Source organism: Mesorhizobium sp. M1338, assembly GCF_040318045.1.
Lineage (GTDB): Bacteria > Pseudomonadota > Alphaproteobacteria > Rhizobiales > Rhizobiaceae > Mesorhizobium.
This window is the reverse complement of the sequence record NZ_JAMYLL010000001.1, coordinates 12,127-35,112: the sequence shown is the minus strand read 5'-3', so window position 1 is coordinate 35,112 and position 22,986 is coordinate 12,127. Positions and strand designations below refer to the sequence as shown.

Here is a 22,986-nt window from a genome sequence, read left to right as displayed (position 1 = left end):
CGTGGTGAAGCCGAAAAATGAGTTTGGTTACCGGCGCCTGAACCTGCTCATCACCCCATACGGTCTATCGAAGGCCCCGCCAAAGACACCCGCACACATATATTGCCTAAATTAATACAACATTGGAATGACAAATCGCTTTCACGTAGCCCGTGGGGGGCTATAGGGTTTTGATTGGGTTCCGCGCGGGAACGCGATCCGCGAAGCAACGCCTGCTTGCCGGGACTGTTTCGTTGACCACGCACCGGGGCTGGCTCGTTCGGGAACGTTTCTCAGGAGGATTTCAGGTGCATATCATCCATCGGTTCAAGCCGATCGTCGCCGCGTCGTTGCTCGGCATCGCTGCCGCGCTTGCGGCCGCCAACTCCACCCATGCGGACGAAGCTGCCGCCAAGCCCGAAGCGGCGGTTTCGCCGATGAAGCGGGTGACCGATGCAAGAGCGAAGGCCGCCACGGAGAACCCCGACGGCGCCGACCGCGTCTATGGCGGCAACCAGGCCGAAAAGGGCGCCTATCCGTTCCAGGTGGCGCTGCTCACCACCGACAGGCTGGACGAGAACCCGGCCTCGCAGGCCAATGCCCAATTCTGCGGCGGCAGCCTGATCGCACCGCAATGGGTGCTGACGGCGGCACACTGTCTCAACGACGAGGGCCGGCCGATTTCGCCCGGCAGCGTCACCGTGCTGACCGGCGCCACCGACCTCAGCGAGGGTAAACGCCACAAGGTGGTGGAGGTTATCGTCAACGAAGGCTACAGCGAGCAGACCCTCGACAACGACCTCGGCCTGCTCCGGCTTGCCGAACCGGCCGATGCGCCGACCATCAAGGTCACCCATGACTCAACGCCCGATACCGGCAAGACGACGGTCACCGGTTGGGGCAAGATGCAGGATGGCACCTTCCCGACGACGCTGATGGTTGCCGACCTCGACCTGGAGCCGAACACTGCCTGCAACAGCGGCATCAAGGCCATCTATGCGCATGACCTGAAGGCAGCACTTGGCGATTTGTCCCGCCGTATGCGCTATTCGGAAAAAGGCATCGACGCGGCCGCCAATGCGATTGCCGCCGACATGGCCGATCCGCTGACCGGCAACATGATCTGCGCCGGCACCACCAGCGGCGTGCGCGATGCCTGCAACGGCGACAGCGGCGGCCCCCTGTTCATGACCGGCACCGGCGGCCCGGTCCAGGTCGGCGTCGTCAGCTGGGGCGAAGGCCCGGCGGACGGCAGTGCGGCCTGCGGCCACAAGGACGCTTATGGCATCTACACCCGGCTGGCCAATTACACCGGCTGGATCGAGGCGAAGATGAAAACTTCCGCTCCGGCGCCTGCAAAACCTAAGGCGGGACTGGGCACGGCTCAGAAGCCGAAGACGCCCTGAAAACGGCTACCTCGCCTTCACATGAAAAACGGCGGGAGTTCCCGCCGTTTTTGTTTTGCCGGCTTATCGAGCGGGCCTATTTCCTCGGCGGACCTTTGCGCTCGGCCGAAGCCGCCCACAGATTGATGTCGGACTCGCGCGCATAGGTATCGATCTCGGCGAGTTCGGCATCGCTGAAGTCGAGCACCTTAAGTGCGCCGACACAGTCCTCAACCTGCTCCGGCCGGCTGGCGCCGATCAGCGCCGATGTCACTTTGCCCTTGCGCAACACCCAGGCCAGCGCCATCTGCGCCAGCGTCTGCCCGCGCTTGCCGGCGATGGCGTCGAGCGCTTTGATATTGGCGATGGTCTTGTCGTTGATGAAGGCAGTCTTCAGCGACTTGCCCTGGGAAGCGCGGCTGCCGTCGGGGATGCCGCCGAGATACTTGTCGGTCAGCATGCCTTGCGCCAGCGGCGAGAACACGATGGAGCCAACGCCGAGCCCTTCGAGCGTGTCGAGCAGGCCGTCTTCCTCCACCCAGCGATTCAGCATCGAATAGCTCGGCTGGTGGATGACGCAAGGCGTGCCAAGCTGCTTCAAGATATCGGCGGCCTCGCGCGTGCGCTGCGAATTGTAGGACGAGACACCGGCATAGAGCGCCTTGCCCGAGCGCACGGCATGGTCGAGCGCGCCCATCGTTTCTTCCAGCGGCGTATCGGGGTCGAAGCGATGCGAATAGAAGATGTCGACATAATCGAGCCCCATCCGCTTCAGGCTCTGGTCGAGGCTGGCCAGCACATATTTGCGCCCGCCCCATTCGCCGTAAGGGCCGGCCCACATCTCGTAGCCGGCCTTGGTCGAGATGATCAGCTCGTCGCGGTAAGCGGCGAAGTCGGTGCGCAGTATCTCGCCGAAAGCGGTCTCGGCCGAGCCGGGCGGCGGGCCGTAATTGTTAGCCAGGTCGAAATGCGTGATGCCGAGGTCGAAGGCCTTGCGCGCGATCGCCTGCTTCGTCCGGTGCGGCGTGTCATTGCCGAAATTGTGCCATAGCCCCAGCGAGATCGCCGGCAGCTTCAGGCCGGAACGGCCACAGCGATTGTAGATCATTTTTTCATAGCGGTTTTCGGCGGGCGTGTAGGGCATGGGGAAATCCTCAATGGAAGCGAGCCAGGCATCGCGGCATCGCGGCGAGTCGGCTGTGCCCCCCACCCTTACCCTCTCCCCGTCGCAACGGGGAGAGGGTCGAGGTATGCTGCCTATTTCTTCTTCGCCAGAAGCTCCTTGGCTTGCTTGACGCCAAGTGCCGCCGGCCGCTGGCATGTCGTCTGCATGGCGACGAATTTGCCGGTCTCGCCGGAACGCAGCAGGCCGGTCATGACGTCGACGGCATGCAGTGCCAGTTCCATCGAGCAGCGATGCGGCCGGCCTTCCGCGATCGCCACCGCCATGTCGGCGAGGCCTGATGTGCGGTAATTGGCCATCATCCCTTGCGAATGCATTTCATTGGGAACACCGAACGGATGCCGCCATTTCGGCAGCTTCTTGACCGGCTTGGCCGAGTCCGTGAAGCGCACGTCGCCCCCGAAGAAATTCGGATCAGGCACGAACACCGTACCCGCCTCACCATAGAGCTCCATCGGCGCATGGCCGTGGGCCCAGACGTCCCAGCTGGTGTTGAGCGTCACCACGGCACCGTTCTCGAACTCCAGCAGGCCGTGGATGGTCGTCGGCGTATTGACCGGAATCTTTTCGCCAGCGCGCGGCTTTGAACTGATCGTGCGTTCCTTGGCCGGCGTCGTCGCGAAGGCAGCAACCTGTTTTACCGGTCCGATCAGCTGGATCAGATTGGTGATGTAATACGGTCCGATGTCGAGCACCGGACCCGCGCCTGGCTGGAAGAAAAAGTCGGGATTGGGGTGCCAGTGCTCCATGCCATGGCCCATGACGTGGCAGGTGCCGCTCGTGATCTTGCCCAGCTTGCCGGTATCGATCAGGTCGCGGACCAGCTGATGCGCACCGCCCAGGAACGTGTCGGGAGCCGAGCCGATGCGCAGGCCTTTCACCTCGGCGCGTTTCTTCAGGTCGAGCCCTTCCTTGACCGACAGCACGAAAGGCTTTTCCGAATAGACGTGCTTGCCGGCGTCGAGAATCTGCTTCGACACCTCGTAGTGCACCGCCGGAATGGTCAGGTTGACGATGATGTCGATGTCGTCGGCCTTCAGCAGCCCGTCGACGGTCTCGGCGCGCAGCTTGAACTCCTTCGCCCGCGCCTTGGCAGCCTCCATGTTGATGTCGGCGCATGCACGCATCTCGATGCCGCGAAACAGCGGCGCCAGTGAAAAATATGCCTTCGAGATGTTACCGCAGCCGATGACGCCGATCCCAAGTTTCTTTGCCATGCTGATTGCTCCTAATAGGTCTTGACGGCTGCGATGGAGCGGCGGGCGAAGCGCTCGATGTCGTTGGGGTTGTCCTGTTCCATGACGTAGTATTGGGCAGCACTCTTGGCGCGCAGCACCTTTATCAGGCCGGCCCAGTCGATGGTGCCATGGCCGACATCCGACCAGCCATCCTCATCCAGCCCCTCGCCCGGCTTGGCCATGTCCTTGACATGGACGGCGCTGATGCGCTTGCCGTGCTTCTCGATCCAGGGCAGCGGATCATCGCCGCCGCGCACCACCCAGGCGACGTCAATCTCCCAGCCGATATCAGGCGCGGAGGACAGGATGTGATCCTGCGGCACTGAGCCGTCGGCGAGCTTCTTGAACTCGAAATCATGGTTGTGCCAGGCAAAGCCGTAGCCGGCCCTCTTCGCAGCGTCGCCGACCTTGGCCAGCCGCTCGCCGAAGCCGCGCCAGCCGGCCGCATCGGATGGCCGCTGGTCGGGCATCAGGAAAGGACAGATGAGCAGCGTGATGCCGAGTGCGTCGGCGGTTCTGCGCACGCCGTCGAAATCGTTCTCGAGCGCGTCGATCGAGAAATGTCCCGTCGGCATGGCGAGCCCGTTCTTGTCGAGCTCAGCGCGAAAGGCCTTGGGATCATCATAGACGCCACCAAAACCTTCGACTTGGGTGTAGCCGAGCTTGCCGAGCGTGGCGAGCACGCCTTCCCAGGGCTGGAAATTGCGGGCGCTGTAAAGTTGGAATGACCAGTTCATCGTCTCTGTCCGTTTTGCTTGGGATTGTCGCTAGAAGGATGGTTGTCGAGAGCTAGATGCGGTTGCCGGTTGCGGCGTCGAAAAGCGAAGCGCGCATCGGATCGAAGCCGACCGTCACCGCCTCATCGTTGTTAGGCGTGCGTTCCGAGGTCACCCGGACGCTGAAATTCTGATGGGCAAGCTTCAGCCAGACCAGCGTGTCGGAGCCCATCGGTTCGACCACCTCGACATTGGCGGCGGTCGAGAACGGCCAGCCCGTGCCGCTGTTCAGGCTGACATGCTCGGGCCTGATACCGAATACGGCGGGGCCGACGGTTGGAGGACCGGCAAAGTCATAAGTGCCAAGTGGAATCTCGAGTGAGTCGGCCACGAACCGCCAACCGCCGTCAGCGTTTTCAAGGCGGCCGTCGATGAAATTCATCGCGGGCGAGCCGAGGAAGCCGGCGACGAAGCGGTTGACCGGCCTGTTGTAGATGGTCTGCGGCGCATCGAGCTGCTGGATGACACCGCCCTTCATCACCGCGATACGATCGGCCAGCGTCATCGCCTCGATCTGGTCGTGGGTGACGTAGATCATGGTGTTCTGCAACTTGCGATGCAGCAGCTTGATCTCGACGCGCAGCTCGGCGCGCAGCTTGGCATCGAGATTGGACAGCGGCTCGTCGAACAGGAAAACATCGACATCGCGCACCAGCGCCCGTCCGATCGCCACGCGCTGGCGCTGGCCGCCGGAGAGCGCCGCCGGCTTGCGCTGCAGCAGCGGCTCGATCTGCAGGATTTCGGCCGCCCGTGCAATGCGCTTGGCGATCTCGTCTTTCGGCGTGCCGGCGACACGCAGGCCGAAGGACAGGTTCTTCTCCACTGTCATCTGCGGGTAGAGCGCATAGGACTGGAAGACCATGCCGATGCCGCGGTCCTTGGGCTCCTCCCAGGTGACGTTCTTGCCCTTGATGAAGATGCGCCCTTCGGAAACGTCGAGCAGGCCGGCAATGCAGTTGAGCAAGGTCGACTTGCCGCAGCCGGACGGCCCGAGCAGCACGATGAACTCGCCCTCGGCAACATCGAGATTGAGCGTCTCCAAGACGGTCACCACACCGAAATTGAGCGACAGGTCCTGGATAGAAACGCTGGTGCCGTTGGCTGTCATCGCCGTCATCCCTTCACCGCGCCGGCGGCGATGCCCCGCACGAAAAGCTTGCCGGAAATGAAGTAGACGACGAGAGGCACAAGCCCGGTAAGAATGGTGGCGGCCATGTTGACATTGTACTCCTTCACGCCTTGCACCGAGTTGACGATGTTGTTGAGCTGCACCGTCATCGGATAGGTATCGGGGCGGGTGTAGACGACGCCAAACAGGAAGTCGTTCCAGATGCCGGTCACCTGCAGGATGATGGCCACGACGAAGATCGGCAGCGACATCGGCAGCATGATCCGCAGGAAGATGCCCCAGAAGCCTGCGCCGTCGACGCGCGCCGCCCTGAACAGCTCTTCCGGCATCGAGGCAAAATAATTGCGGAATAGCAGCGTCAGGATCGGCATGCCGAAAATGGAATGGACGATCACCAGCCCGCTGAGACTCCCATAAAGGCCGATCTCGCGCAGGATGATGACGATCGGATAGATCATCACCTGGTAAGGAATGAAGGCGCCGACGATCAGGATGACGAAAAACGTGTCAGCGCCCTTGAAGCGCCAGTTGGCCAGCGCGTAACCGTTCACCGAGGCGATGGCGATCGACAGCAGCACCGACGGCACGGTGATGCGCACCGAATTCCAGAAGCCGCGCGAAAGCCCGTCGCAGTTGAGGCCGGTGCAGGCGGTCGCCCACGCCTTGACCCAGGGCTCGAAGGTGATCTCGAGTGGCGGCGAAAAGATGTTGCCGAGCCGGATCTCCGGCATGCCCTTGAGCGAGGTGACGACCATCACATAGAGCGGCAACAGGTAGTAGGCCGCCATGACAAACAAAGTGCCGTAGAGGAAGATGTTACGGCGCGAAATCATGCGGCGGGGCTTCGGGCCGTAGGGGCCGATAGTGTCCTGGCGCGCGCCGGCGGCAACGCTTGTTTCAGCGGCGGTGGTGTTTGCCATGTTCATTTGCGCCGCCCAAATTCGAGATAGGCCCAAGGCACGATGACGATCACCACCGAAAGCAACATCATGGTCGAGGCGGCAAAACCCTGGCCGAGGTTCTGGGCGAAGAACATATAGTCATACACGTACTTGGCGGGCACTTCGGAGGCGATGCCCGGGCCGCCGCTGGTCTGGGCCACGACGAGGTCATAGACCTTCACGATGCCGGAGGCGATGATGACGAGCGTGGTGATGAAGACCGGCCGCATCATCGGGATGACGATGAACAGATAGGTTTTCCACATCGGTATCCCATCCACCCGCGCGGCTTTCCAGATGTCCTCGTCGATGCCACGCAGTCCGGCCAGCATCAGGCACATGATGAGCCCGGTGCCTTGCCACAGTGCCGCGATCGATATGCCGTAGATGACGATGCTGGAATTGTAGAGCGGGTCGAAGCTGAAGCTCTCCCAGCCAAGCCCCCGCACCACATGCTGGATGCCGAAGTCGGGGTTGAGCAGCCACTGCCAGACAAGGCCGGTGACGATGAACGAGAGCGCGAAGGGATAGAGGAAGATGGTCCGGAACGTGTCCTCGAAGCGTATCTTCTGGTCGAGAAGCGCGGCAAGGAGGAAGCCGATTACTAGCGAGAACACCAGTGAGATCGCGCCGTAGATCAACAGATTCTCGATCGAGATCAGCCAGCGCGGCGTCGCCCACAGCCGGTAATATTGGTCAAGCCCGACGAAATGCAGCCGCGGCAAGAGCTTCGAATTGGTGAAGGAGTAGAGCACCGTCCAAACGGTGCCGCCGACGAAAACCACCATCGCGGTTAGGATCATCGGGATCGAGGCGATCTTCGCATTAAGGTTGCGGAACAGCGGGTTGGGGCGTTCGCTTTTGCTCATCTCGTCAGCCGGCTGGGTAAGGACGGTCCGCTCCCGGCCCGTCGGGGCCGGGAGCGAGGTGAGTAGACTCCAACGTCAGTCCGCCGAAGCGATGAGGGCGGCGAAGCGTTTCTGCGCCTCTTCCACGGTCAGGTCCGGCTTGGCGAAAAATTCGGCGAAGAGATCTTCCTTCTGCTTCTGGGTGTCTTGTGAAAGCAGCTGGTCCGTCCATGGGATGACGGCGCCCTTGGCGAGGATTGCGAGGCCTTTCTTCATGCAGTCGTTCGCCGCATTGAGATCGACATCGCCGCGCACCGGCAGCGAACCCTTCTTGAGATTGAAGGCAACCTGCGTCTTGGGATCGAGCAGCGTTTCGGCCAGCACCTCCTGCGCCTTGGACTTGTCGGCATCCTTCAGCAGCGGGAAGTAGAACGCGTCGCCGCCTGTGGCGATGACTTCATTCAGCCCCAAGCCTGGCAGGCACGTATAGTCCTTGCCTGCGGTCTTGCCGGCAACCTGGAACTCACCTTGTGCCCAGTCGCCCATGATCTGGCCGCCGGCCTTGCCGGTGATGACGAGGTTAGTCGCCTGGTTCCAGTCCTGCACATTGGTGTTCTTCGCCATCTTGCGGGCGTCGTCCGCAGCCTTGAAGACCTTGGCTACTTCGGGCCCGGCGGCAAATGTCGCGTCCTTGTCCTTGTAGACCTTGAGGAAGGTGTCCGTGCCACCGACCGCTGCCAGGAGCACGTCGAAGGCGCCGGAGGACTGCCAGGCCTGTCCGCCGACGGCGAGCGGGATGATGCCGGCCTTTTCCAGCGCGGGTGCTGCCGCGACGAATTCATTCCAGTCCTTCGGCAATGGCACACCGGCCTTCTCGAAGGCCTCGTTCGATAGCCACAGCCACTGCCAGGAGTGGATGTTGACCGGCACGCAATAAATCTTGCCGTCGATGGTGCAGCTGTCGAGCAGGCTTTTCGGCCGCACGACTTCCGTCCACTTGCCCTTGGTGGCGACATCGGTGAGGTCGCGCATCAGGCCGGCCTGCACCAACTCTTCCGCCTGCCGGCCATGATTGAACTGGGTGGCCCCCATCGGATCGCCGCCGGTGATGCGGCTGATCATGATCGGCCGCGCCGTGCCGCCGGAGCCGGCGATGGCGCCGTCGACCCAGTGATTGCCGGTAGCGTCGAAAGCCTTCGCGAACTCGGCAACCGCTGCTGCCTCACCGCCTGACGTCCACCAATGGGTGACTTCCAGGTCCGTCGCGGCCGCCGGACCGGCGAACTGCAGTGCGGCTGTCGCGGCCAGCGCAGCGGTCAAAAGTTTATAGCGCATTTCGGTTCCTCCCAGAATCTGAAACGTTACAGATTTTCGATACGGGAATTGCGCGGACTGCGCAACCCCATGAACGAAGCGCGTTCGAGATTTTTTCGAGCTGCGAACAAATTCGTATGAACAGCCGCCCTTATGTGCACTGCAACATCGTCGCTGCAGTGCAAAACACCGAAATGGCGCGTGAAAGCCGACAAAAGGCGATGGCAAGGGCGATTTCTTATTGAATCCCAATGGGTTTCGCAAAAGACCCGTCCACCTCGCCACGAGCGGCCGGCATCTCGACATTGGCAATCTGTAACGTTTCAGTATATTGAGGCTTCGTCGGGCTGGAACGCATATCGGTATGGCAATGGCGGCGATTGCCGACCCGGCCTGCGGCTGCTATGCGCCTGACGGGCGGGACGAATGGACAGACGGCGTACGGAAAAGAACGAGGAAGCGTCGGCGCAGGGGCGACCGACGCTGAAGACGCTTGCCTTCATGACTGGCCTCGGCGTCACCACGGTTTCGCGTGCCCTGAAGGATGCCCCGGAAATCGGCGCCGAAACCAGGCGCCGTGTCCAGCTCGTCGCCAAGCAGATCGGCTACCGGCCGAACCGCGCCGGCGTGCGCCTGCGCACCGGCAGGACCAATGTCATCAGCCTCGTGCTCAATACCGATCGCGAGATCATGAGCTTCGTCTCCGACATCATCTACGGCGTTTCGGAAGTGCTCGCCGAAACGCCCTATCACCTGATCGTCACGCCCTATTCCCGGTCGCAGGATCCGATGGAGCCGATCCGCTATCTGGTCGAGACCGGCTCGGCCGACGGCGTCATCATCTCACGCACCCAGCCCAACGATCCGCGCGCCCGCTATATGCTGGAGCACGGCATGCCCTTTGCTACGCATGGCCGCACCGACATGGGCCTTGTCCACCCCTACCATGACTTCGACAACCATGCGTTCGCGAGTGCAGCCGTGCGCCGGTTGGCGAGCATGGGCCGACGCAGGCTGGCACTTCTGTCGCCGCCGCCCGGGCTGACCTACTACAGCCATACGCTGAACGGTTTTGCCGATGCGCTGAGCGAGGTCGGCGCGAGCGAAATCCCGTTCAACACCGTTTCCATCGATCATACGATCGAGCAGATCAGGATGAGGACGGCTCAGGTGATGCGCCGTGATGTCAGGCCGGACGGCTTCGTCAGCAGCGCCGCCGCGGCGACGCTGGCCATCGTCGCCGGCATCGAGGATGCCGGTCTCAAGCTCGGCCGCGATGTCGATGTCGTATCGAAGCAGTCGTCGGACCTGCTGCACCTGTTCCGAAGGGAGTTGCTGGTCGTCAACGAGAATTTCCGGCTGGCTGGCTCCGAGCTTGCCCGCTCGGTGCTCGGCTTGATTGGCGGCGCCGCACCAGGCTCTTTGCAGAGCCTTGTCGTCGCCGGCGACGTCCAGGCGTTCAGCCCGCCAGTGCTCGTCTAGATGGCTTATTGAACCGGCCTTGCTAGCCAGCCGCTCCGCTGCCCCACGGCCCGTGGAACGCGCCCGCATCGTCGATGCGTTCAAAACCATGCGCGCCGAAGAAGTCGCGCTGCGCCTGGATCAGGTTCGAGGTGCCGCGGCCTTGGCGGTAGCTGTCGAAATAGGCGAGCGCCGAAGACAGCGCCGGCACCGGCGACCCGGCTTCCGATGCCCTTGCCACGATGCGCCGCAGCGACGGGTGTGCCTCCTGCATCAACGAGATAAAGGCCGGCGCCATCAGAAGATTGGTCGAGGCGCCGCCCTTGCTGAAGGCTTCCGCCATGGTGTCGAGCATCTGCGAGCGGATGATGCAGCCGGCGCGCCAGATCCGGGCGATGGTCGGCATCGGCAGGTTCCAGTTGAACTCCTTGGAGGCGCCGCTCATCACCGCAAAACCTTGGGCGTAGGCGGCGATCTTGCCGGCGAACAGCGCCAACTCCAAATCTTTCAGAAAGGTGTCTTTGTCACCGGAAATCTTTGTCACGCCGGCGTTGCCATAGGCCTTTTCCGCCGCCAGCCGCTCGTCCTTGATCGACGACAGAACGCGCGCGGCCACCGCCGCCTCGATCGCCGTCGCCGGAATGCCGAGTTGCTGGGCTTCGATGACCGACCATTTGCCGGTGCCCTTCTGGCCGGCGCGGTCGAGGATGATGTCTACCACCGGCTTGCCGGTCTTCGGATCGTCGGCGGCCAGCACCTTGGCGGTGATCTCGATCAGGTAAGAGTTGAGCCGGCCCTTGTTCCAGTTGGAAAACACCGTACCGATGTCCTTCGGCCCCATACCGAGGCCGTCGCGCAGGATGCCATAGATTTCGGCGATCATCTGCATGTCGGCATATTCGATGCCGTTATGGATGGTCTTGACGAAATGGCCAGCGCCGTCGGTGCCGAGCCACGCCGCGCAGGGTTCGTCCTTGAACTTGGCGGAAATAGCGGTCAGCACCTTCTCGACGCGCTTCCAGGAGTCCTCCGTGCCGCCGACCATGATCGACGGTCCGTGGCGCGCACCCTCCTCGCCGCCGGACACGCCCATGCCGATGAAGGTGAGACCCGAGCCGGAAAGCTCGGAGAAGCGCCGCATCGTGTCGCGGAAATTAGCGTTGCCGGCGTCGATGACGATGTCGTTGGCCGACAGCACGCCGCGCAAGGCGGCGATCTGTTCGTCGACCGGCTTGCCGGCCAGCACCATGATGATGATCGGACGCGGAGGACGGATGGCGGCGGCAAGCTCTTCCAGGCTGAAGCAAGGCACGACCATATCCCTGAGCGCGCCGGCATTTTCGACGAAAGCGTCAGTGCGCGCTTTGGTGCGGTTGAAGACGGCGATGCGATGCCCGTGCTCGGCGATGTTGAGCGCCAGGCTGGAGCCCATCGTGCCAAGGCCGATCAGGCCGATTTCGGCTTTTTCCATCGTTTCTTCCCTGCTTTCGGATCGTTTGTTGAGACCGCGATTTGCGGGCGATGATTGACGGGCCTTGACGCCTGCGTCAACCGCCTCGCCGAATTGTGTTACCCGGATTGTCGGCCGTGCCCGTGTCGAGCTACCTGGCAGTCCAGCATTACGGTCTGATGTCGACAGGTGCCTCGATCTTCACCATCTCGAAGTCCGAGACCAGGATGTCGATGCGCACCGTCCACCGGCCGGGAACCGGGATGACGAGGTTGTCGACACGCCAGCTGCCGTCGCCAGGCTTGGTCGCCGCACGCTTCAGCGGCTCAATGCCGGAATCGGGCTTCGACAGCACCAACGTCACCTCCTTGGCGTCGAGCGGTCCGAAATCGCCGGTCATGATGATCATCGAGGCGGTAACCGGCCCGGCATGGCCGGGCGTGATGCTGAGATCGGCCATCGCTTGCAGTGCATGGACGTGGACCGAGGCCGGTTGCGCCGCGGCGATCGCCAGGGCTCGTGGCGGCGGCGTGAAGCGCCAGCCCGCGGCAACGCCGAAGATCGCCAGCACGATCACCAGTTCGACGCCGATCGAGCGGGAGAGCCTGCGTCGCACTTCCGTTGCTCCGGCCTCGGCCGACGCTGTGAGTTTCCATCGGTTGACGGCGGCGAGCGTGAACAGGAAGACCAGCAGCCCGAGCTTGATCAACAGCAGCCGTCCATAGGCGGTGTTGACCAGCGCCGCCGGTGTCTGAATCTGGATGACCGCAAGAACGATGCCGGCAGCGGCAAACACGGCCACCACGGGCAGGATCAGGCGAGAAAACCGCCGCAGGAATGGCGCGGCCTCCGCCGATTGCACCTTCAGCGCCAGACCGAGCGGGACCAACGCGCCGGCCCAGAAGGCGATGCCGACGCCGTGCAGGAACACCATTGGCCGTGTCAGCCATTGCGGCTCGGCGGCACCGGCATGGCCGCTGGCGGCAAGTGCGACACCCACCCCGGCCAGGCCGGCCAGCGCGAATGGTTTGGCGATGGCGCGGGGGCCGGCCAGCGACAGCATGCCGAGCCCCAGCGCGATCAGTGCGACCAGCACCGTCCAGCCGAAACTGGTGTCGAGCCCGGTCCGCCAGATAACCGGCTGCGCCAGATACGAGAGCGGCGCCCCGAGCGCGTCCAGCCCCTGCAAGCCGAGCGACAAAGGCGCCGCGACCAACCCGCACAGGATTGCGGCCGCAACGAAGCGCTGTCCGGCGCGGGCACCTCGGGCCAGCCAGGCAAGGGCGAAGGCGCCGCCGACGCCGAGGAAAAGGCCGATGTAGAGAAAGACCTTGCCGACCCAGATCGCTGACCGCAACGGCCGGTCGACGGCTTCGGACATCGCCGGCGGCGCACTTGGCGCGCCAACGGAAAACAACAGGGCACCACCAACCGGATGGCCGTCGGCGGAAATGACGCGCCAACTCAGCACATGCGTGCCGGGCGCGAGTGTCCGTGGATTGTCGATTTCGACCGTCTGGTCGCTGAGACGGAAGGCGGTCAGCGGAACCGGCGTGCCGTCGGGCCGCACCAGGGTCAGCACCAGCGGCGAGACCGGCTCGCTGAAGGTCAGCGAGAACTGCGCCGGCCCCTGTTCCAGCACCGCGCCGTCGCCCGGATCGGTCTTGATCAGCGCGGCATGGGCGAAGGCCTGATTTGGCATGGCCATGATGGCAAGAAACACGATCATGGCCAGCAGGCCGACGACAAGCCGGCCGGCGCGATTGCCGGTCATGGAAGCCGTTTGCGGGAAGGACGTCGTGCTCATGTCACCGCCAGGGAGAATAGCGGCGCGCTGGTCTGAGCGCGCCGACCGAAAGATCATTTCTTGGGCAGCAGTTTGATGCCGGGCGCCGGGTTTTCGAGCGCGTCTTCATCCTGGCCGGCCGCCGGGATCTCAATCCAGCGGTCGGCGGCGCCGTCGCATTCCTGCGCCACCGGGAAGTAAAGCTTCTGGCCAATCGGGAGGTCCGCCGTCAGCATCCCGCGAAAGACGAACTCGTCATAGAATTCATCCGGCAGGCTGCCGTCGCTCCAGTCGACTTCCTTGACCCCGTCGGTCACCGCCTGGCCGTAGAGCTGGTAGGATTTGTCGTACTTGCCCTTCTTGGTCCGCAGCGTCCAGCCTGGCTTCGGCATCGGCTTCACCGCTATCACCCCTTCCGGGATCTGCACACGTACGGCGTACGGCGGTCGTCGCCTTGCCGTCGCAACCATGCGGCACGCGCAGGACAGCCTTGTAGGTCGAGCCGACGGCCGCTTCCTGGGTTTCTAGCGGATATGCGCGAAAGCGGCATTTGCCCCGAGCACGAAAAATGCCGCGGCCGCCAAAAGATACTTGTTCATGATGGTCCCTCAGATCTTCAAAATTTGTCTAACGGATCAATTGGCGTGATCATCCATGGCGCCACCACCCATGCCTTCGACGGCGAAATCGACGCTGACGGAGCCGGCCTTCTCGAAGGTCAGCGTGGCGGAAAACTTTTCGCCCTGCTTGGGTTGCCGCTTCAGGCCGACGAACATCAGGTGATAGCCGCCAGGGGCCAACGCCACCTTGCCGCCGGCCGGAATTTCCAGCCCGCCGGCAACCGGCCGCATGGTCATCACGCCGTCCTTGACGCCCATCTCATGCATCTCGGCCTTTTCAGAAACATCGGAGGAAATCGACAGCAGCCGGTCCGGCGCGCTGCCATTGTTGGTGATGGAGAAATAGCCGCCGGCGACCTTGGCGCCCGCCGGCGTTGCGCGCGACCAGGGGTGGCCGATATCGAGATCGCCGACCTTGAACTCATGCGCGAACACGGTCTGGACGCCGACGAACAGCAGCGCAAAAGCCAGCACGGCAATGCCGAGACGCCCTTCGACGCTGCGTAAAATGCTGCCGAGCACAGGACGCGCGGCGATGCGGAAAAAGTGGGACATGGTTGCTCCATGAAGTGATGGTCGCGCCGTTGCCGGTCGCGGACAGTATGATTTTTGGATGGGTACGCCCACGAAAGGTTCCGTTGGGCAAAGCGTGATCACGCCGTCAGCGGCGGCGCGCGCGGGTTCGACGGCGAACGCTCACGCGCGAAGTCGAGATGGATGGCAGCCGGGAAGACAAAGGCGACCGTTTCAAAGGAAAGGCCACCCAGCGCCAGGCCGGCATCGGGCGGCGGCGCAAAGGCCGGCGAAAACATACCGCAGCCGAGCACGCAGCATGCAGGCAGATGAGACGGCGGCGGGTTGCCGCCGGGAAGCTGGGTTGCGCCCTCTCGGGTACAGATGACGTTGCCGAAAGCATCGAGTTGCGATGCATTGGTACCGGCACCGAAGGCGAATGCGCCAAGCGTCGACTGGAGCAACAGCAGGTAGGCCGCGACAAGCGCGACCGACATGCTCCATCGTCTCCTCGATACGCCCAAAGCCCTGCCTCTTCGCAGCAACGCAACATTCCTAGCATGAGGCCGGCGGGTGGAAAATCTCCAAATCGCTGCTGCGGCAACGCGGCATATCAAGGTTTTTGTGTAGACCGGCTTTCCGGGATCGAAGTCAGCAAGGTCTGGCGCGCTGACTTCAGATGCTTGCGGCAAGCGGCGTCGACCTTGCCGAGGTCGCGCGATTTCAGCGCCTCGATATAGGCCAGATGCTCACCGATCGCGACTTCGTTGCGTTCGCGCTCCTGCGCCTTGTTCCACTGGTAGTGGTAGTGGAAGATCATGGCGATGACGTCGTAGAAATCGACAATGAAGCGGTTGCGCGATGCGCGGTGGATGAGCCGGTGGAAGCGCTCGTCAAGCTCGGAGAATTCGTTGAAACGGGTGACGATCTCGCTTGCCAGCCGGCGATGGTCGTCTTCCAGACGCTCGAGATCGCTCCAGACCGCGCTGTCCTGCGGCAGAGCGGCGAAGGCCGCCGCCGAGCGCAGTTCGAACATCTCGCGGATTTCGGTCAGTTCCAGCGCGAAGGCGCGCGTAAACCCCTTAAGTACCCAATGGCTGTTGCGGCGCTTCTCGATCAGGCCGAAGCGGGAGAAGCGGATCAGGAATTCGCGCACGCTGGTGGTGCCGACGCCGATCTCGCGCGCCAGTTCAAGTTCGTTGATCTGCATGCCGGCCTCGGCGCCGCCGGCGAGCAGCCTGCGCATGAACGATCGCTCGATGATCTCGGCCAGCGTGTCGGTTTCTTCCTCGGGGAAGAAATCATCGGGACGCGGTTCGCGCAGCACCGTCTTGGCGCGCTTGTTCCAGGCGATCAGCCCGGTCTCTTCCATGCGCGCAAGGATCGTCCGCACCGTGGTACGGCTGACGCCAAGCAAGGTGCCCAGTTCCGGCTCCGAAGGCAAGCTGCGCGTTTCGTCGAGCAGCCGCAGGCAGCGGTTGTAGGCATCCTTGTAGACGTTGTTGCTCTTCGACATCCTTGACCCGTTGCACGCCGTCGCTTGCGGCGGCCGGTTTGAAGCGCGATATGACGTTCCCGTGACCCTGAAAAGCGAAATCGCTGTCCGGAACACCCAAGGACATGCGGAACTCCCCAGCGAAAAAACAATTGACGCAAAACTGTTTTTTCACGATAAAAGACATTATCTCTAAACAGGCGCGTGTCAATCCGTCCGCGCATCCCAGGATCACCCAGGAAACCGCCCGTGAACGCCTCCAACTGCATCCTCCTGTCCCCCGCCGACAATGTCGCCGTCGCCAACGGCCGCATCGAGATCGGCACCGTGCTGCCGGGCGGCGCCGTCGCCGCCGCTCTGATCGAACCTGGCCACAAGGTGGCGATCAAGCCGATCGCCGCCGGCGAGGCCGTGATCAAATACGCGCAGGCGATCGGCCGCGCGACACAGGATATTGCAGCGGGCGAGCACGTTCATTCGCATAATCTGGTTTTCGAATCCGGCCGCTTGCCGGTCGTGCCGCCGAGCGAGGCCGAGCACGCGACGGAAGCGGACCGCGCCCGCACCTTCATGGGGTATCGCCGCGCCGATGGCCGCGCCGGCACACGCAACTTCATCGGCATCGTCGCCAGCGTCAATTGCTCGGCCACCGTCTGCCATTCGATCGCCGATACCGCCAACCGAACCCTGCTGCCGAAATATCCCGGCATTGACGGCTTCGTGCCCATCGTTCACGGCCAAGGCTGCGGCATGAGCGCCACCGGCGACGGCATGATGGTGCTGCACCGCACGCTTGCCGGTTATGCCCGCCACCCGAATTTCGGCGGCGTGCTGATGGTCGGCCTCGGCTGCGAGGTCAATCAGCTCACCCTCTATGGCCAGAAGGGCGTCGCTGCCGGCAAACGCCATTTCAACATCCAGGACGCAGGCGGTTCGCGCAAATCGGTCGAAAAGGCGATGGGCGTGTTGGCCGAGATTGCCGAGGAAGTCGGCCAGCTGAAGCGTGAGCCGATCCCGGTCAGCGAGATCGTCGTCGGCCTGCAATGCGGCGGCTCCGACGGCATGTCGGGCATTACAGCCAATCCGGCGCTGGGTGCTGCCGTCGACATCCTGGCCGGCGTCGGCGGCATCGGCATCCTCTCCGAGACGACGGAGATCTACGGCGCCGAACATCTGCTCGCCTACCGCGCGGCAACGCCGGAGATCGCGCAGAAGCTCGATGGCTTCGTGAAGTGGTGGGAAGATCACGTCGCCAAGCACGGCGCCTCGATCGACAACAACCCCTCGCCCGGCAACAAGCGCGGCGGCCTCACCACCATCCTGGAGAAGTCGCTCGGCGCGGTCGCCAAGGGCGGCCAGACACCGCTCAACGGCGTCTTCGGCTATGCCGAAAAGGTCACCGGCAGTGGCTTGGTGTTCATGGACACCCCCGGCTACGACCCAGTCTCGGCGACCGGCCAGGTGGCGGGCGGCGCCAACATCATCGTCTTCACCACCGGCCGCGGCTCCTGCTTCGGCTGCCGGCCGACACCGTCGATCAAGGTCGCCACCAACTCGACCATGTACCATCAGATGGAAGAGGACATGGACGTCAACTGCGGCGTCATCGCCTCCGGAGAAAAGACAATCGCCGGCATGGGCCGCGAGATATTCGAACTGATCGTCGAGACGGCTTCCGGCCGCAAGACCAAGAGCGAGGATTTCGGCTATGGCGACAACGAGTTCGTGCCCTGGCACCTAGGTGCGACGCTTTAGTTTCCACTGATATCTGAAGATGGCCAGGCCGGACAATGGTCGGGAACGGGGGAGGTTTTCGCATGAACAAGCGCCGCATCGGTCGCACCGCACTGGAGGTCACCGAGGTCAGCTTTGGCGGCGCAGCGCTCGGCGGCCTCTACCGCGCCTGTCCTCGCGAAGCCGCGATGGAGACGCTGCAAGGCGCCTGGGAAGCCGGCCTGCGCTATTTCGACACCGCACCTTTCTACGGTTTCGGCCTGTCGGAACGACGCTTCGGGGACTTCCTGCGCTATAAGCCGCGCGATTCCTACGTGTTGTCCACCAAGGTCGGCCGCCTGTTCCGCCCGGTGCCGGATGATCATGTTCCCGATCACTCCTATGTCGATCCGCTGCCCTTCGCGCTCGACTATGACTATTCCTATGACGGCATCATGCGCTCGGTCGAGTTCAGCTATGCCCGGCTTGGCCTGAACAAGATCGACATCCTGTTCGTCCACGATATCGGCGCTTACACGCACGGCGTCGAGAAGACCAAGCTGCACTTTCGCGATCTGATGGATGGCGGCCTCAAGGCGCTCGAAGAGCTGAAGCGATCCGGCGTCATTTCCGCCTATGGGCTCGGCGTCAACGAGGTGCGGATCTGTCTCGACGTGATGCGCCGGGCACCGCTCGACTGCATCCTGCTCGCCAGCCGCTATTCCCTGCTCGATCGCAGTGCCGAACCGGAGTTGCTGCCGCTGTGCCGGGCGCAACAAACGTCCTTGGTCATCGGCGGCGTCTTCAACTCCGGCATCCTTGCGACCGGGCCGGTGCAGGGCGCGCATTTCGATTACCGCCCTGCCAGCCATGACGTGCTCGACCGCGTCGGCGCGATGGAAAGGATCGCCGCCGAGGGCGGTTATCCGCTGGCCGCCGCCGCGTTCCAGTTCCCGCTGCGTGAACCAGCGGTCGCCACCGTGCTGACCGGCACCGCCAAGCTGGCAAACCTGACGCGCAACCTCGAACTGCTCGACATCGACGTGCCGGAGGCGGAATACGCCAGATATCGCCCCTATACGCTGGTGCAGGAGCTGGCGTGAAATTCGCATCCACCCAGTGAACAATGCCCAGGGCTCACATTCTTGCGGTCCCAGGAAAGAATGAACATTCCATATTGACGAAGATGTGGAATTAATATTCCATGCATTCGCGGAACGGAAACGGAAGCGCTTGACGACGGCAAGGGAGCGCGATGGATTTGCCTCTGCCAGCCTTCGCGATGACTCGTCAAACACCGCTTGCATCGGCTGGTTCGATGCACTATCAAAACATCGCAACTGTTTTTTATTGATAAAGTTCTGTTTGGGCCACGCCTATCCGGACGGAGCTTCCGTGACGTTCACCGGGCGACTTAGGGAGGAACCACATGAAATTCGTGACCAGCATTCTCAACCGCCGCGCCGTCATGGCGCTGGCAGCAGCTTCGATGCTCGCCGGCGTCATGCATTCGGCGCCGGTTTCGGCGGCGGACGTGACCATTCCGATCATCGTCAAGGACACCACGTCCTTCTATTGGCAGATCGTTCTGGCCGGCGCCCGCAAGGCCGGCAAGGATCTCGGCGTCAATGTGCCGGAGCTCGGCGCCCAGGCTGAAACCGACGTCAACGGCCAGATCTCGATCCTCGAGAACGCCGTCGCCGGCAATCCGGCGGCCGTCGTCATCGCGCCGACCGAAGCCAAGGCGCTCGGCAAGCCGATTGACGAGGCCGCCACCAAGGTCAAGGTCATCGGCATCGACTCCGGCGCCGACTCCAAGGCCTTCACCTCGTTCCTGACCACCGACAATGTCCAGGGCGGCCGCGTCGCTGCTGACGGTCTGGCCGCAGCCATCGGCGAAGCCAATGGCGGCAAGATTGAAGGCAAGGTCGCCTTGATCACCGCACTTCCCGGCGCCGGCTCGCTCGAACAGCGCGCCCAGGGCTTCAAGGAACAGCTCAAGGCAAAATATCCTGGCCTCGAGTTGGTCGCCGACAAATATGCCGACGGCCAGGCCACGACCGGCCTCAACATCGCGACCGACCTGATCACCGCCAATCCGGATCTGAAAGGCATCTTCGCTTCCAACCTGATCATGGCGCAGGGCGTTGGACAGGCGATTGCCGAGAACAACCTTTCCGGCAAGGTCGGGTTGGTCGGCTTCGACAGTGACGAGAAGCTGATCAAGTTCCTCAATGACGGCGTCATCTCGGCTCTCGTCGTGCAGGATCCCTACCGGATGGGCTACGACGGCATCAAGACCGCGCTCGCCGCCTCGAAGGGGGAAAAGGTCGAGGCCAATGTCGACACCGGCGCCAATCTGGTGACCAAGGCCAACATGAAGGACCCGAAGATCGACGCGCTGCTCAATCCGAAGCTCTAAGCCGTCGCATTCAAATCATCTCCGGGGCGCAGGCCCCGGAGACTTCCGCTGCCGGCACAAACGGCTTGGCAATCCACAAGCCTGGGCTAGGCTGTTTTCGGGGCGTATCCTTGCCTCGCCGCGTGCCAATCGTGAGGCCGATCTGGGAGGCCAATCTGGGAGGATTGTCATGACATCGACGGCGCAGGAACTGCATCCGGCACCCGTGCTGGAACCGGGGCGGACCATCCTCGAATTGCGCGGGCTGGAGAAGCGTTATCCCGGCACCCACGCACTGAAGCCGGTCAATCTCGCCTTCAAATCCGGCGAAATCCACGCCATCGTCGGCGAGAACGGCGCCGGCAAATCCACGCTCATCAAGCTTTTGACCGGCGTCATGCCGCGCACCTCCGGAGAGGTCATCTGGGAGGGCCAGCCGGCTGCTCTGGCGACGCCGCATGAGGCCATGGCGCTCGGCATCAACGCCGTGCACCAGGAAGTCGTGCTCTGCCGGCACCTAACCGTCGCCGCCAACATGTTCCTCGGCGAGGAGAATTCCCGCTTCGGCATCCTGCAGCAACGCGCCATGGTCAAGGAAGCGCAGAAGATCATCGACGATCTCGGCTTCGACCTGCCGGCACACGTCACGCTCGGCGACCTGACCATCGGCCAGCAGCAGCTGATCGCCGCCGCCCGCGCCACAGTGCGCGGCACCAAATTCCTGATCTTCGACGAGCCTACCGCCTACCTCACCCGCAAGGAGACTGATCAGCTCTTCACCCTGATCCGTCGGCTGAAGGGCGAGGGCGTGACGATCATCTACATCAGCCACCGTATGGAAGAGGTGTTCGAACTCGCCGACCGTGTCTCGGTACTGCGCGACGGCACGCTGGTCGGCACCCGCAACATCACCGAGACCAACGACGCCGAGCTGGTCAAGATGATGATCAATCGCTCGATCGAGCAGATCTATCACAAGGAACATTTTACGCCCGGCGCGGCGATCCTCCAAGCCACGAACCTCTCCGGCAAGGGGTTCGAAAATGTGTCGATGACGGTCCGCGCCGGCGAGATCGTCGGGCTCTACGGCCTGATCGGCGCCGGGCGCAGCGAGTTCGTCACCACGCTTTACGGCCGCCACCGTAAATCGGCCGGCCAGATTCTCTGGGAAGGCAAGGGGGTTCAGGTCAATTCCGAGCATGACGCGATCAAGCTCGGCATGGCGCTGGCGCCGGAAAGCCGCCGCGACCAGGGCCTCTGCCTCAACCTGCCGGTCGGACTCAATCTCAACCTGCCGATCTACAAGCGCATTTCGAACAACCTGCTGATTTCGAGCGCGCAGGAAAAGACGCAGGCCGATCGCCAGATCGCCGATCTGCGCATCAAGACACCGACGCGCGGCGCGCTGGCGTCCAGCCTGTCGGGCGGCAACCAGCAGAAGATCGTCATCGGCAAATGGCTGGCCCACGGCGCCAAGCTGTTCATCTTCGACGAGCCGACGGTCGGCGTCGATGTCGGAACCAAGGCCGAGATCTACCGTCTGTTCGGTGCGCTGCTGTCGAAGGGCGCAGGCATCATCCTGATCTCGTCCTATCTGCCGGAAGTCTACGAACTCGCCGACACGCTGCATGTGTTCCGGCGCGGCAAACTCGTGGCGACACACGGTTTTCGCGCCGCCAGCCACGAGGACATTCTCACGCAGGCGCTCGCCGAGAAACAAGAAAAGCAGGGAGGACAGATATGAGCACCGAGGCGATTGCTGTCGAAAAGCCGAAGCGCAACTATAACGTCCTGTTTGGGCTGACGCTTTTGGCGCTGCTGGTGCTGCTGTGGATCGTGCTTTCAGTGGCGACGCCGAGCTTCGCCTCCGGCAACAACATCGCCAATCTTTTGCGCCAAGGCTCGATGATCGCCATCATGGCGGTCGGCCAGACCTTCGTCATCATCACCGGCGGCATCGACCTGTCCGTTGGCGCCGTTGTCGGCTTCGCCACCGTGGTCGTCGCCATGATGATCAACGCCGGCTTCCCGATCTGGCTCGCAATTCTGGTGACATTGCTGGTCGGTGTCGCCATCGGCATGTTTCACGGCTTCGGCATAGTCAAGATGGGCCTGCCGCCCTTCATCATCACGCTGGCGACGCTGACCTCGCTGCGCGGCATCGGCCTATTGATGACCAACGGCAATTCGATCAACATCAACAGCGACACCTTCACCGCGTTCTCGCGCAGTTCCTTCATCGGCATCCCCAACCTGTTCTGGATGGTGATCCTGGTCGGCATTCCGGCGTATATCTTCCTGCATCACAGCCGCTGGGGCCGGTACCTGTTTTCGGTCGGCTCCAACGCCGAGGCCTCGCGCCTGTCCGGCGTCAATGTCCAGCGCACCATCTACATGGCCTACACGCTGTCCGGCCTCTGCGCGGCCTTCGTCGGCGTGCTGCTTGCCGCCCGCATCGGCATTGGCAACCCGACCCAGGCCGAAGGTTGGGAGTTGCAGGCGATCGCTTCGTCGGTGATCGGCGGCACCTCGCTGTTCGGTGCCGTCGGCTCGGTTCATGGGCCGCTGCTTGGTGCCTTTATCCTGGCCACCATCAACAACGGCGCCAATCTGCTCAACGTCAACTCGTTCTGGCAGCGCATCATCACCGGCGCGCTTATCATCATCATCGTCTACTTCGACGGGCTGCGCCGTCGCGGTAAGTAGGCCGAACCCAAATCGGTCGCCGGCCCGACATGACTGCCGGGCCGGCGA

19 protein-coding genes and 1 pseudogene are annotated in these 22,986 nt (G+C 62.9%); 7 read left to right on the top strand and 13 right to left on the bottom strand.

Translation table 11 applies throughout. The features are described 5' to 3' along the window. Positions 1–287 precede the first annotated feature (287 nt). The gene (locus tag NKH19_RS00165; RefSeq protein ID WP_352869992.1) at positions 288–1,385 is read left to right on the top strand and encodes a S1 family serine peptidase; all 1,098 of its coding nucleotides are present in this window, start codon (positions 288–290) and stop codon (positions 1,383–1,385) included. 76 nt (positions 1,386–1,461) lie between these two features. Here the strand turns inward: NKH19_RS00165 and mgrA are convergent, their stop codons facing one another. From mgrA to NKH19_RS00130, 7 genes are all read right to left on the bottom strand, one after another. Next, the gene (gene mgrA / locus NKH19_RS00160) at positions 1,462–2,508 is read right to left on the bottom strand and encodes an L-glyceraldehyde 3-phosphate reductase (protein ID WP_352869994.1); all 1,047 of its coding nucleotides are present in this window, start codon (positions 2,506–2,508) and stop codon (positions 1,462–1,464) included. Between the two features lie 113 nt (positions 2,509–2,621). Then, positions 2,622–3,764 carry a Gfo/Idh/MocA family protein gene (locus tag NKH19_RS00155; protein ID WP_352869996.1) on the bottom strand — a complete coding sequence of 381 codons (1,143 nt, stop codon included), beginning with the start codon at positions 3,762–3,764 and terminating at the stop codon, positions 2,622–2,624. Positions 3,765–3,775: 11 nt separating this feature from the next. Next, positions 3,776–4,522, bottom strand: coding sequence for a sugar phosphate isomerase/epimerase family protein (locus NKH19_RS00150; RefSeq protein WP_352869998.1), 747 nt, complete (start codon positions 4,520–4,522; stop codon positions 3,776–3,778). Between the two features lie 52 nt (positions 4,523–4,574). Continuing rightward, positions 4,575–5,678 carry an ABC transporter ATP-binding protein gene (locus NKH19_RS00145; RefSeq protein WP_352981542.1) on the bottom strand — a complete coding sequence of 368 codons (1,104 nt, stop codon included), beginning with the start codon at positions 5,676–5,678 and terminating at the stop codon, positions 4,575–4,577. Then, positions 5,675–6,610, bottom strand: a complete 936-nt coding sequence (locus tag NKH19_RS00140) for a carbohydrate ABC transporter permease (RefSeq protein WP_352870046.1) — start codon at positions 6,608–6,610, stop codon at positions 5,675–5,677. The genes NKH19_RS00145 and NKH19_RS00140 overlap by 4 nt, the downstream gene beginning before the upstream one ends. 2 nt (positions 6,611–6,612) lie before the next feature. Next, positions 6,613–7,500, bottom strand: a complete 888-nt coding sequence (locus tag NKH19_RS00135; protein ID WP_352870002.1) for a carbohydrate ABC transporter permease — start codon at positions 7,498–7,500, stop codon at positions 6,613–6,615. Positions 7,501–7,575: 75 nt separating this feature from the next. Beyond that, positions 7,576–8,814, bottom strand: a complete 1,239-nt coding sequence (locus tag NKH19_RS00130; RefSeq protein WP_352870004.1) for an ABC transporter substrate-binding protein — start codon at positions 8,812–8,814, stop codon at positions 7,576–7,578. Between the two features lie 405 nt (positions 8,815–9,219). Between NKH19_RS00130 and NKH19_RS00125 the strand changes: the two genes are divergently transcribed. Further along, positions 9,220–10,275, top strand: a complete 1,056-nt coding sequence (locus NKH19_RS00125) for a LacI family transcriptional regulator (protein ID WP_352870006.1) — start codon at positions 9,220–9,222, stop codon at positions 10,273–10,275. 22 nt (positions 10,276–10,297) lie between these two features. Here the strand turns inward: NKH19_RS00125 and gnd are convergent, their stop codons facing one another. From gnd to NKH19_RS00095, 6 genes and pseudogenes are all read right to left on the bottom strand, one after another. Beyond that, complete coding sequence (gene gnd, locus NKH19_RS00120) at positions 10,298–11,725, bottom strand: NADP-dependent phosphogluconate dehydrogenase (RefSeq protein WP_352870007.1); 1,428 nt, start codon at positions 11,723–11,725, stop codon at positions 10,298–10,300. Between the two features lie 148 nt (positions 11,726–11,873). Then, positions 11,874–13,511, bottom strand: a complete 1,638-nt coding sequence (locus NKH19_RS00115; RefSeq protein ID WP_352870009.1) for a copper resistance CopC/CopD family protein — start codon at positions 13,509–13,511, stop codon at positions 11,874–11,876. Positions 13,512–13,564: 53 nt separating this feature from the next. Beyond that, positions 13,565–14,089: pseudogene (locus tag NKH19_RS00110) on the bottom strand (YcnI family copper-binding membrane protein). A gap of 36 nt (positions 14,090–14,125) precedes the next feature. Next, positions 14,126–14,665, bottom strand: coding sequence for a copper chaperone PCu(A)C (locus NKH19_RS00105; protein ID WP_352870011.1), 540 nt, complete (start codon positions 14,663–14,665; stop codon positions 14,126–14,128). Positions 14,666–14,763: 98 nt separating this feature from the next. Then, positions 14,764–15,120, bottom strand: coding sequence for a DUF2946 family protein (locus NKH19_RS00100; protein WP_352870013.1), 357 nt, complete (start codon positions 15,118–15,120; stop codon positions 14,764–14,766). A 116-nt stretch (positions 15,121–15,236) separates the two neighbouring features. Then, positions 15,237–16,139 (bottom strand): GntR family transcriptional regulator, encoded by a 903-nt coding sequence (locus NKH19_RS00095; protein WP_352870015.1) that lies wholly within the window; start codon positions 16,137–16,139, stop codon positions 15,237–15,239. A 228-nt stretch (positions 16,140–16,367) separates the two neighbouring features. Here NKH19_RS00095 and NKH19_RS00090 point away from each other — a divergent pair, with 228 nt between their 5' ends. The 5 genes from NKH19_RS00090 to NKH19_RS00070 all read left to right on the top strand — a co-directional run bounded on the left by NKH19_RS00090 (position 16,368) and on the right by NKH19_RS00070 (position 22,938). Then, positions 16,368–17,873 (top strand): UxaA family hydrolase, encoded by a 1,506-nt coding sequence (locus NKH19_RS00090; RefSeq protein ID WP_352870016.1) that lies wholly within the window; start codon positions 16,368–16,370, stop codon positions 17,871–17,873. Positions 17,874–17,935: 62 nt separating this feature from the next. After that, positions 17,936–18,934, top strand: a complete 999-nt coding sequence (locus NKH19_RS00085) for an aldo/keto reductase (protein WP_352870018.1) — start codon at positions 17,936–17,938, stop codon at positions 18,932–18,934. A 326-nt stretch (positions 18,935–19,260) separates the two neighbouring features. Next, positions 19,261–20,253, top strand: a complete 993-nt coding sequence (locus NKH19_RS00080) for an ABC transporter substrate-binding protein (protein ID WP_352870020.1) — start codon at positions 19,261–19,263, stop codon at positions 20,251–20,253. A gap of 169 nt (positions 20,254–20,422) precedes the next feature. Beyond that, on the top strand, positions 20,423–21,976 hold the full coding sequence (locus NKH19_RS00075) for a sugar ABC transporter ATP-binding protein (protein ID WP_352870022.1): 1,554 nt from the start codon (positions 20,423–20,425) through the stop codon (positions 21,974–21,976). After that, a complete protein-coding gene (locus NKH19_RS00070) occupies positions 21,973–22,938 on the top strand; it encodes an ABC transporter permease (RefSeq protein ID WP_352870024.1) in 966 nt (321 codons plus the stop codon). The genes NKH19_RS00075 and NKH19_RS00070 overlap by 4 nt, the downstream gene beginning before the upstream one ends. Positions 22,939–22,986 lie beyond the last annotated feature (48 nt).

Excerpts from the sequence above, each read along its gene's own strand:
- mgrA (WP_352869994.1), bottom strand. The coding sequence starts at position 2,508 with ATGCCCTACACGCCCGCCGAAAACCGCTATGAAAAAATGATCTACAAT.
- NKH19_RS00155 (WP_352869996.1), bottom strand. The coding sequence starts at position 3,764 with ATGGCAAAGAAACTTGGGATCGGCGTCATCGGCTGCGGTAACATCTCG.
- NKH19_RS00150 (WP_352869998.1), bottom strand. The coding sequence starts at position 4,522 with ATGAACTGGTCATTCCAACTTTACAGCGCCCGCAATTTCCAGCCCTGG.
- NKH19_RS00145 (WP_352981542.1), bottom strand. The coding sequence starts at position 5,678 with ATGACGGCGATGACAGCCAACGGCACCAGCGTTTCTATCCAGGACCTG.
- NKH19_RS00140 (WP_352870046.1), bottom strand. The coding sequence starts at position 6,610 with ATGGCAAACACCACCGCCGCTGAAACAAGCGTTGCCGCCGGCGCGCGC.
- NKH19_RS00135 (WP_352870002.1), bottom strand. The coding sequence starts at position 7,500 with ATGAGCAAAAGCGAACGCCCCAACCCGCTGTTCCGCAACCTTAATGCG.
- NKH19_RS00130 (WP_352870004.1), bottom strand. The coding sequence starts at position 8,814 with ATGCGCTATAAACTTTTGACCGCTGCGCTGGCCGCGACAGCCGCACTG.
- NKH19_RS00125 (WP_352870006.1), top strand. The coding sequence starts at position 9,220 with ATGGACAGACGGCGTACGGAAAAGAACGAGGAAGCGTCGGCGCAGGGG.
- gnd (WP_352870007.1), bottom strand. The coding sequence starts at position 11,725 with ATGGAAAAAGCCGAAATCGGCCTGATCGGCCTTGGCACGATGGGCTCC.
- NKH19_RS00115 (WP_352870009.1), bottom strand. The coding sequence starts at position 13,511 with ATGAGCACGACGTCCTTCCCGCAAACGGCTTCCATGACCGGCAATCGC.
- NKH19_RS00105 (WP_352870011.1), bottom strand. The coding sequence starts at position 14,665 with ATGTCCCACTTTTTCCGCATCGCCGCGCGTCCTGTGCTCGGCAGCATT.
- NKH19_RS00100 (WP_352870013.1), bottom strand. The coding sequence starts at position 15,120 with ATGTCGGTCGCGCTTGTCGCGGCCTACCTGCTGTTGCTCCAGTCGACG.
- NKH19_RS00095 (WP_352870015.1), bottom strand. The coding sequence starts at position 16,139 with ATGTCGAAGAGCAACAACGTCTACAAGGATGCCTACAACCGCTGCCTG.
- NKH19_RS00085 (WP_352870018.1), top strand. The coding sequence starts at position 17,936 with ATGAACAAGCGCCGCATCGGTCGCACCGCACTGGAGGTCACCGAGGTC.
- NKH19_RS00080 (WP_352870020.1), top strand. The coding sequence starts at position 19,261 with ATGAAATTCGTGACCAGCATTCTCAACCGCCGCGCCGTCATGGCGCTG.
- NKH19_RS00075 (WP_352870022.1), top strand. The coding sequence starts at position 20,423 with ATGACATCGACGGCGCAGGAACTGCATCCGGCACCCGTGCTGGAACCG.
- NKH19_RS00070 (WP_352870024.1), top strand. The coding sequence starts at position 21,973 with ATGAGCACCGAGGCGATTGCTGTCGAAAAGCCGAAGCGCAACTATAAC.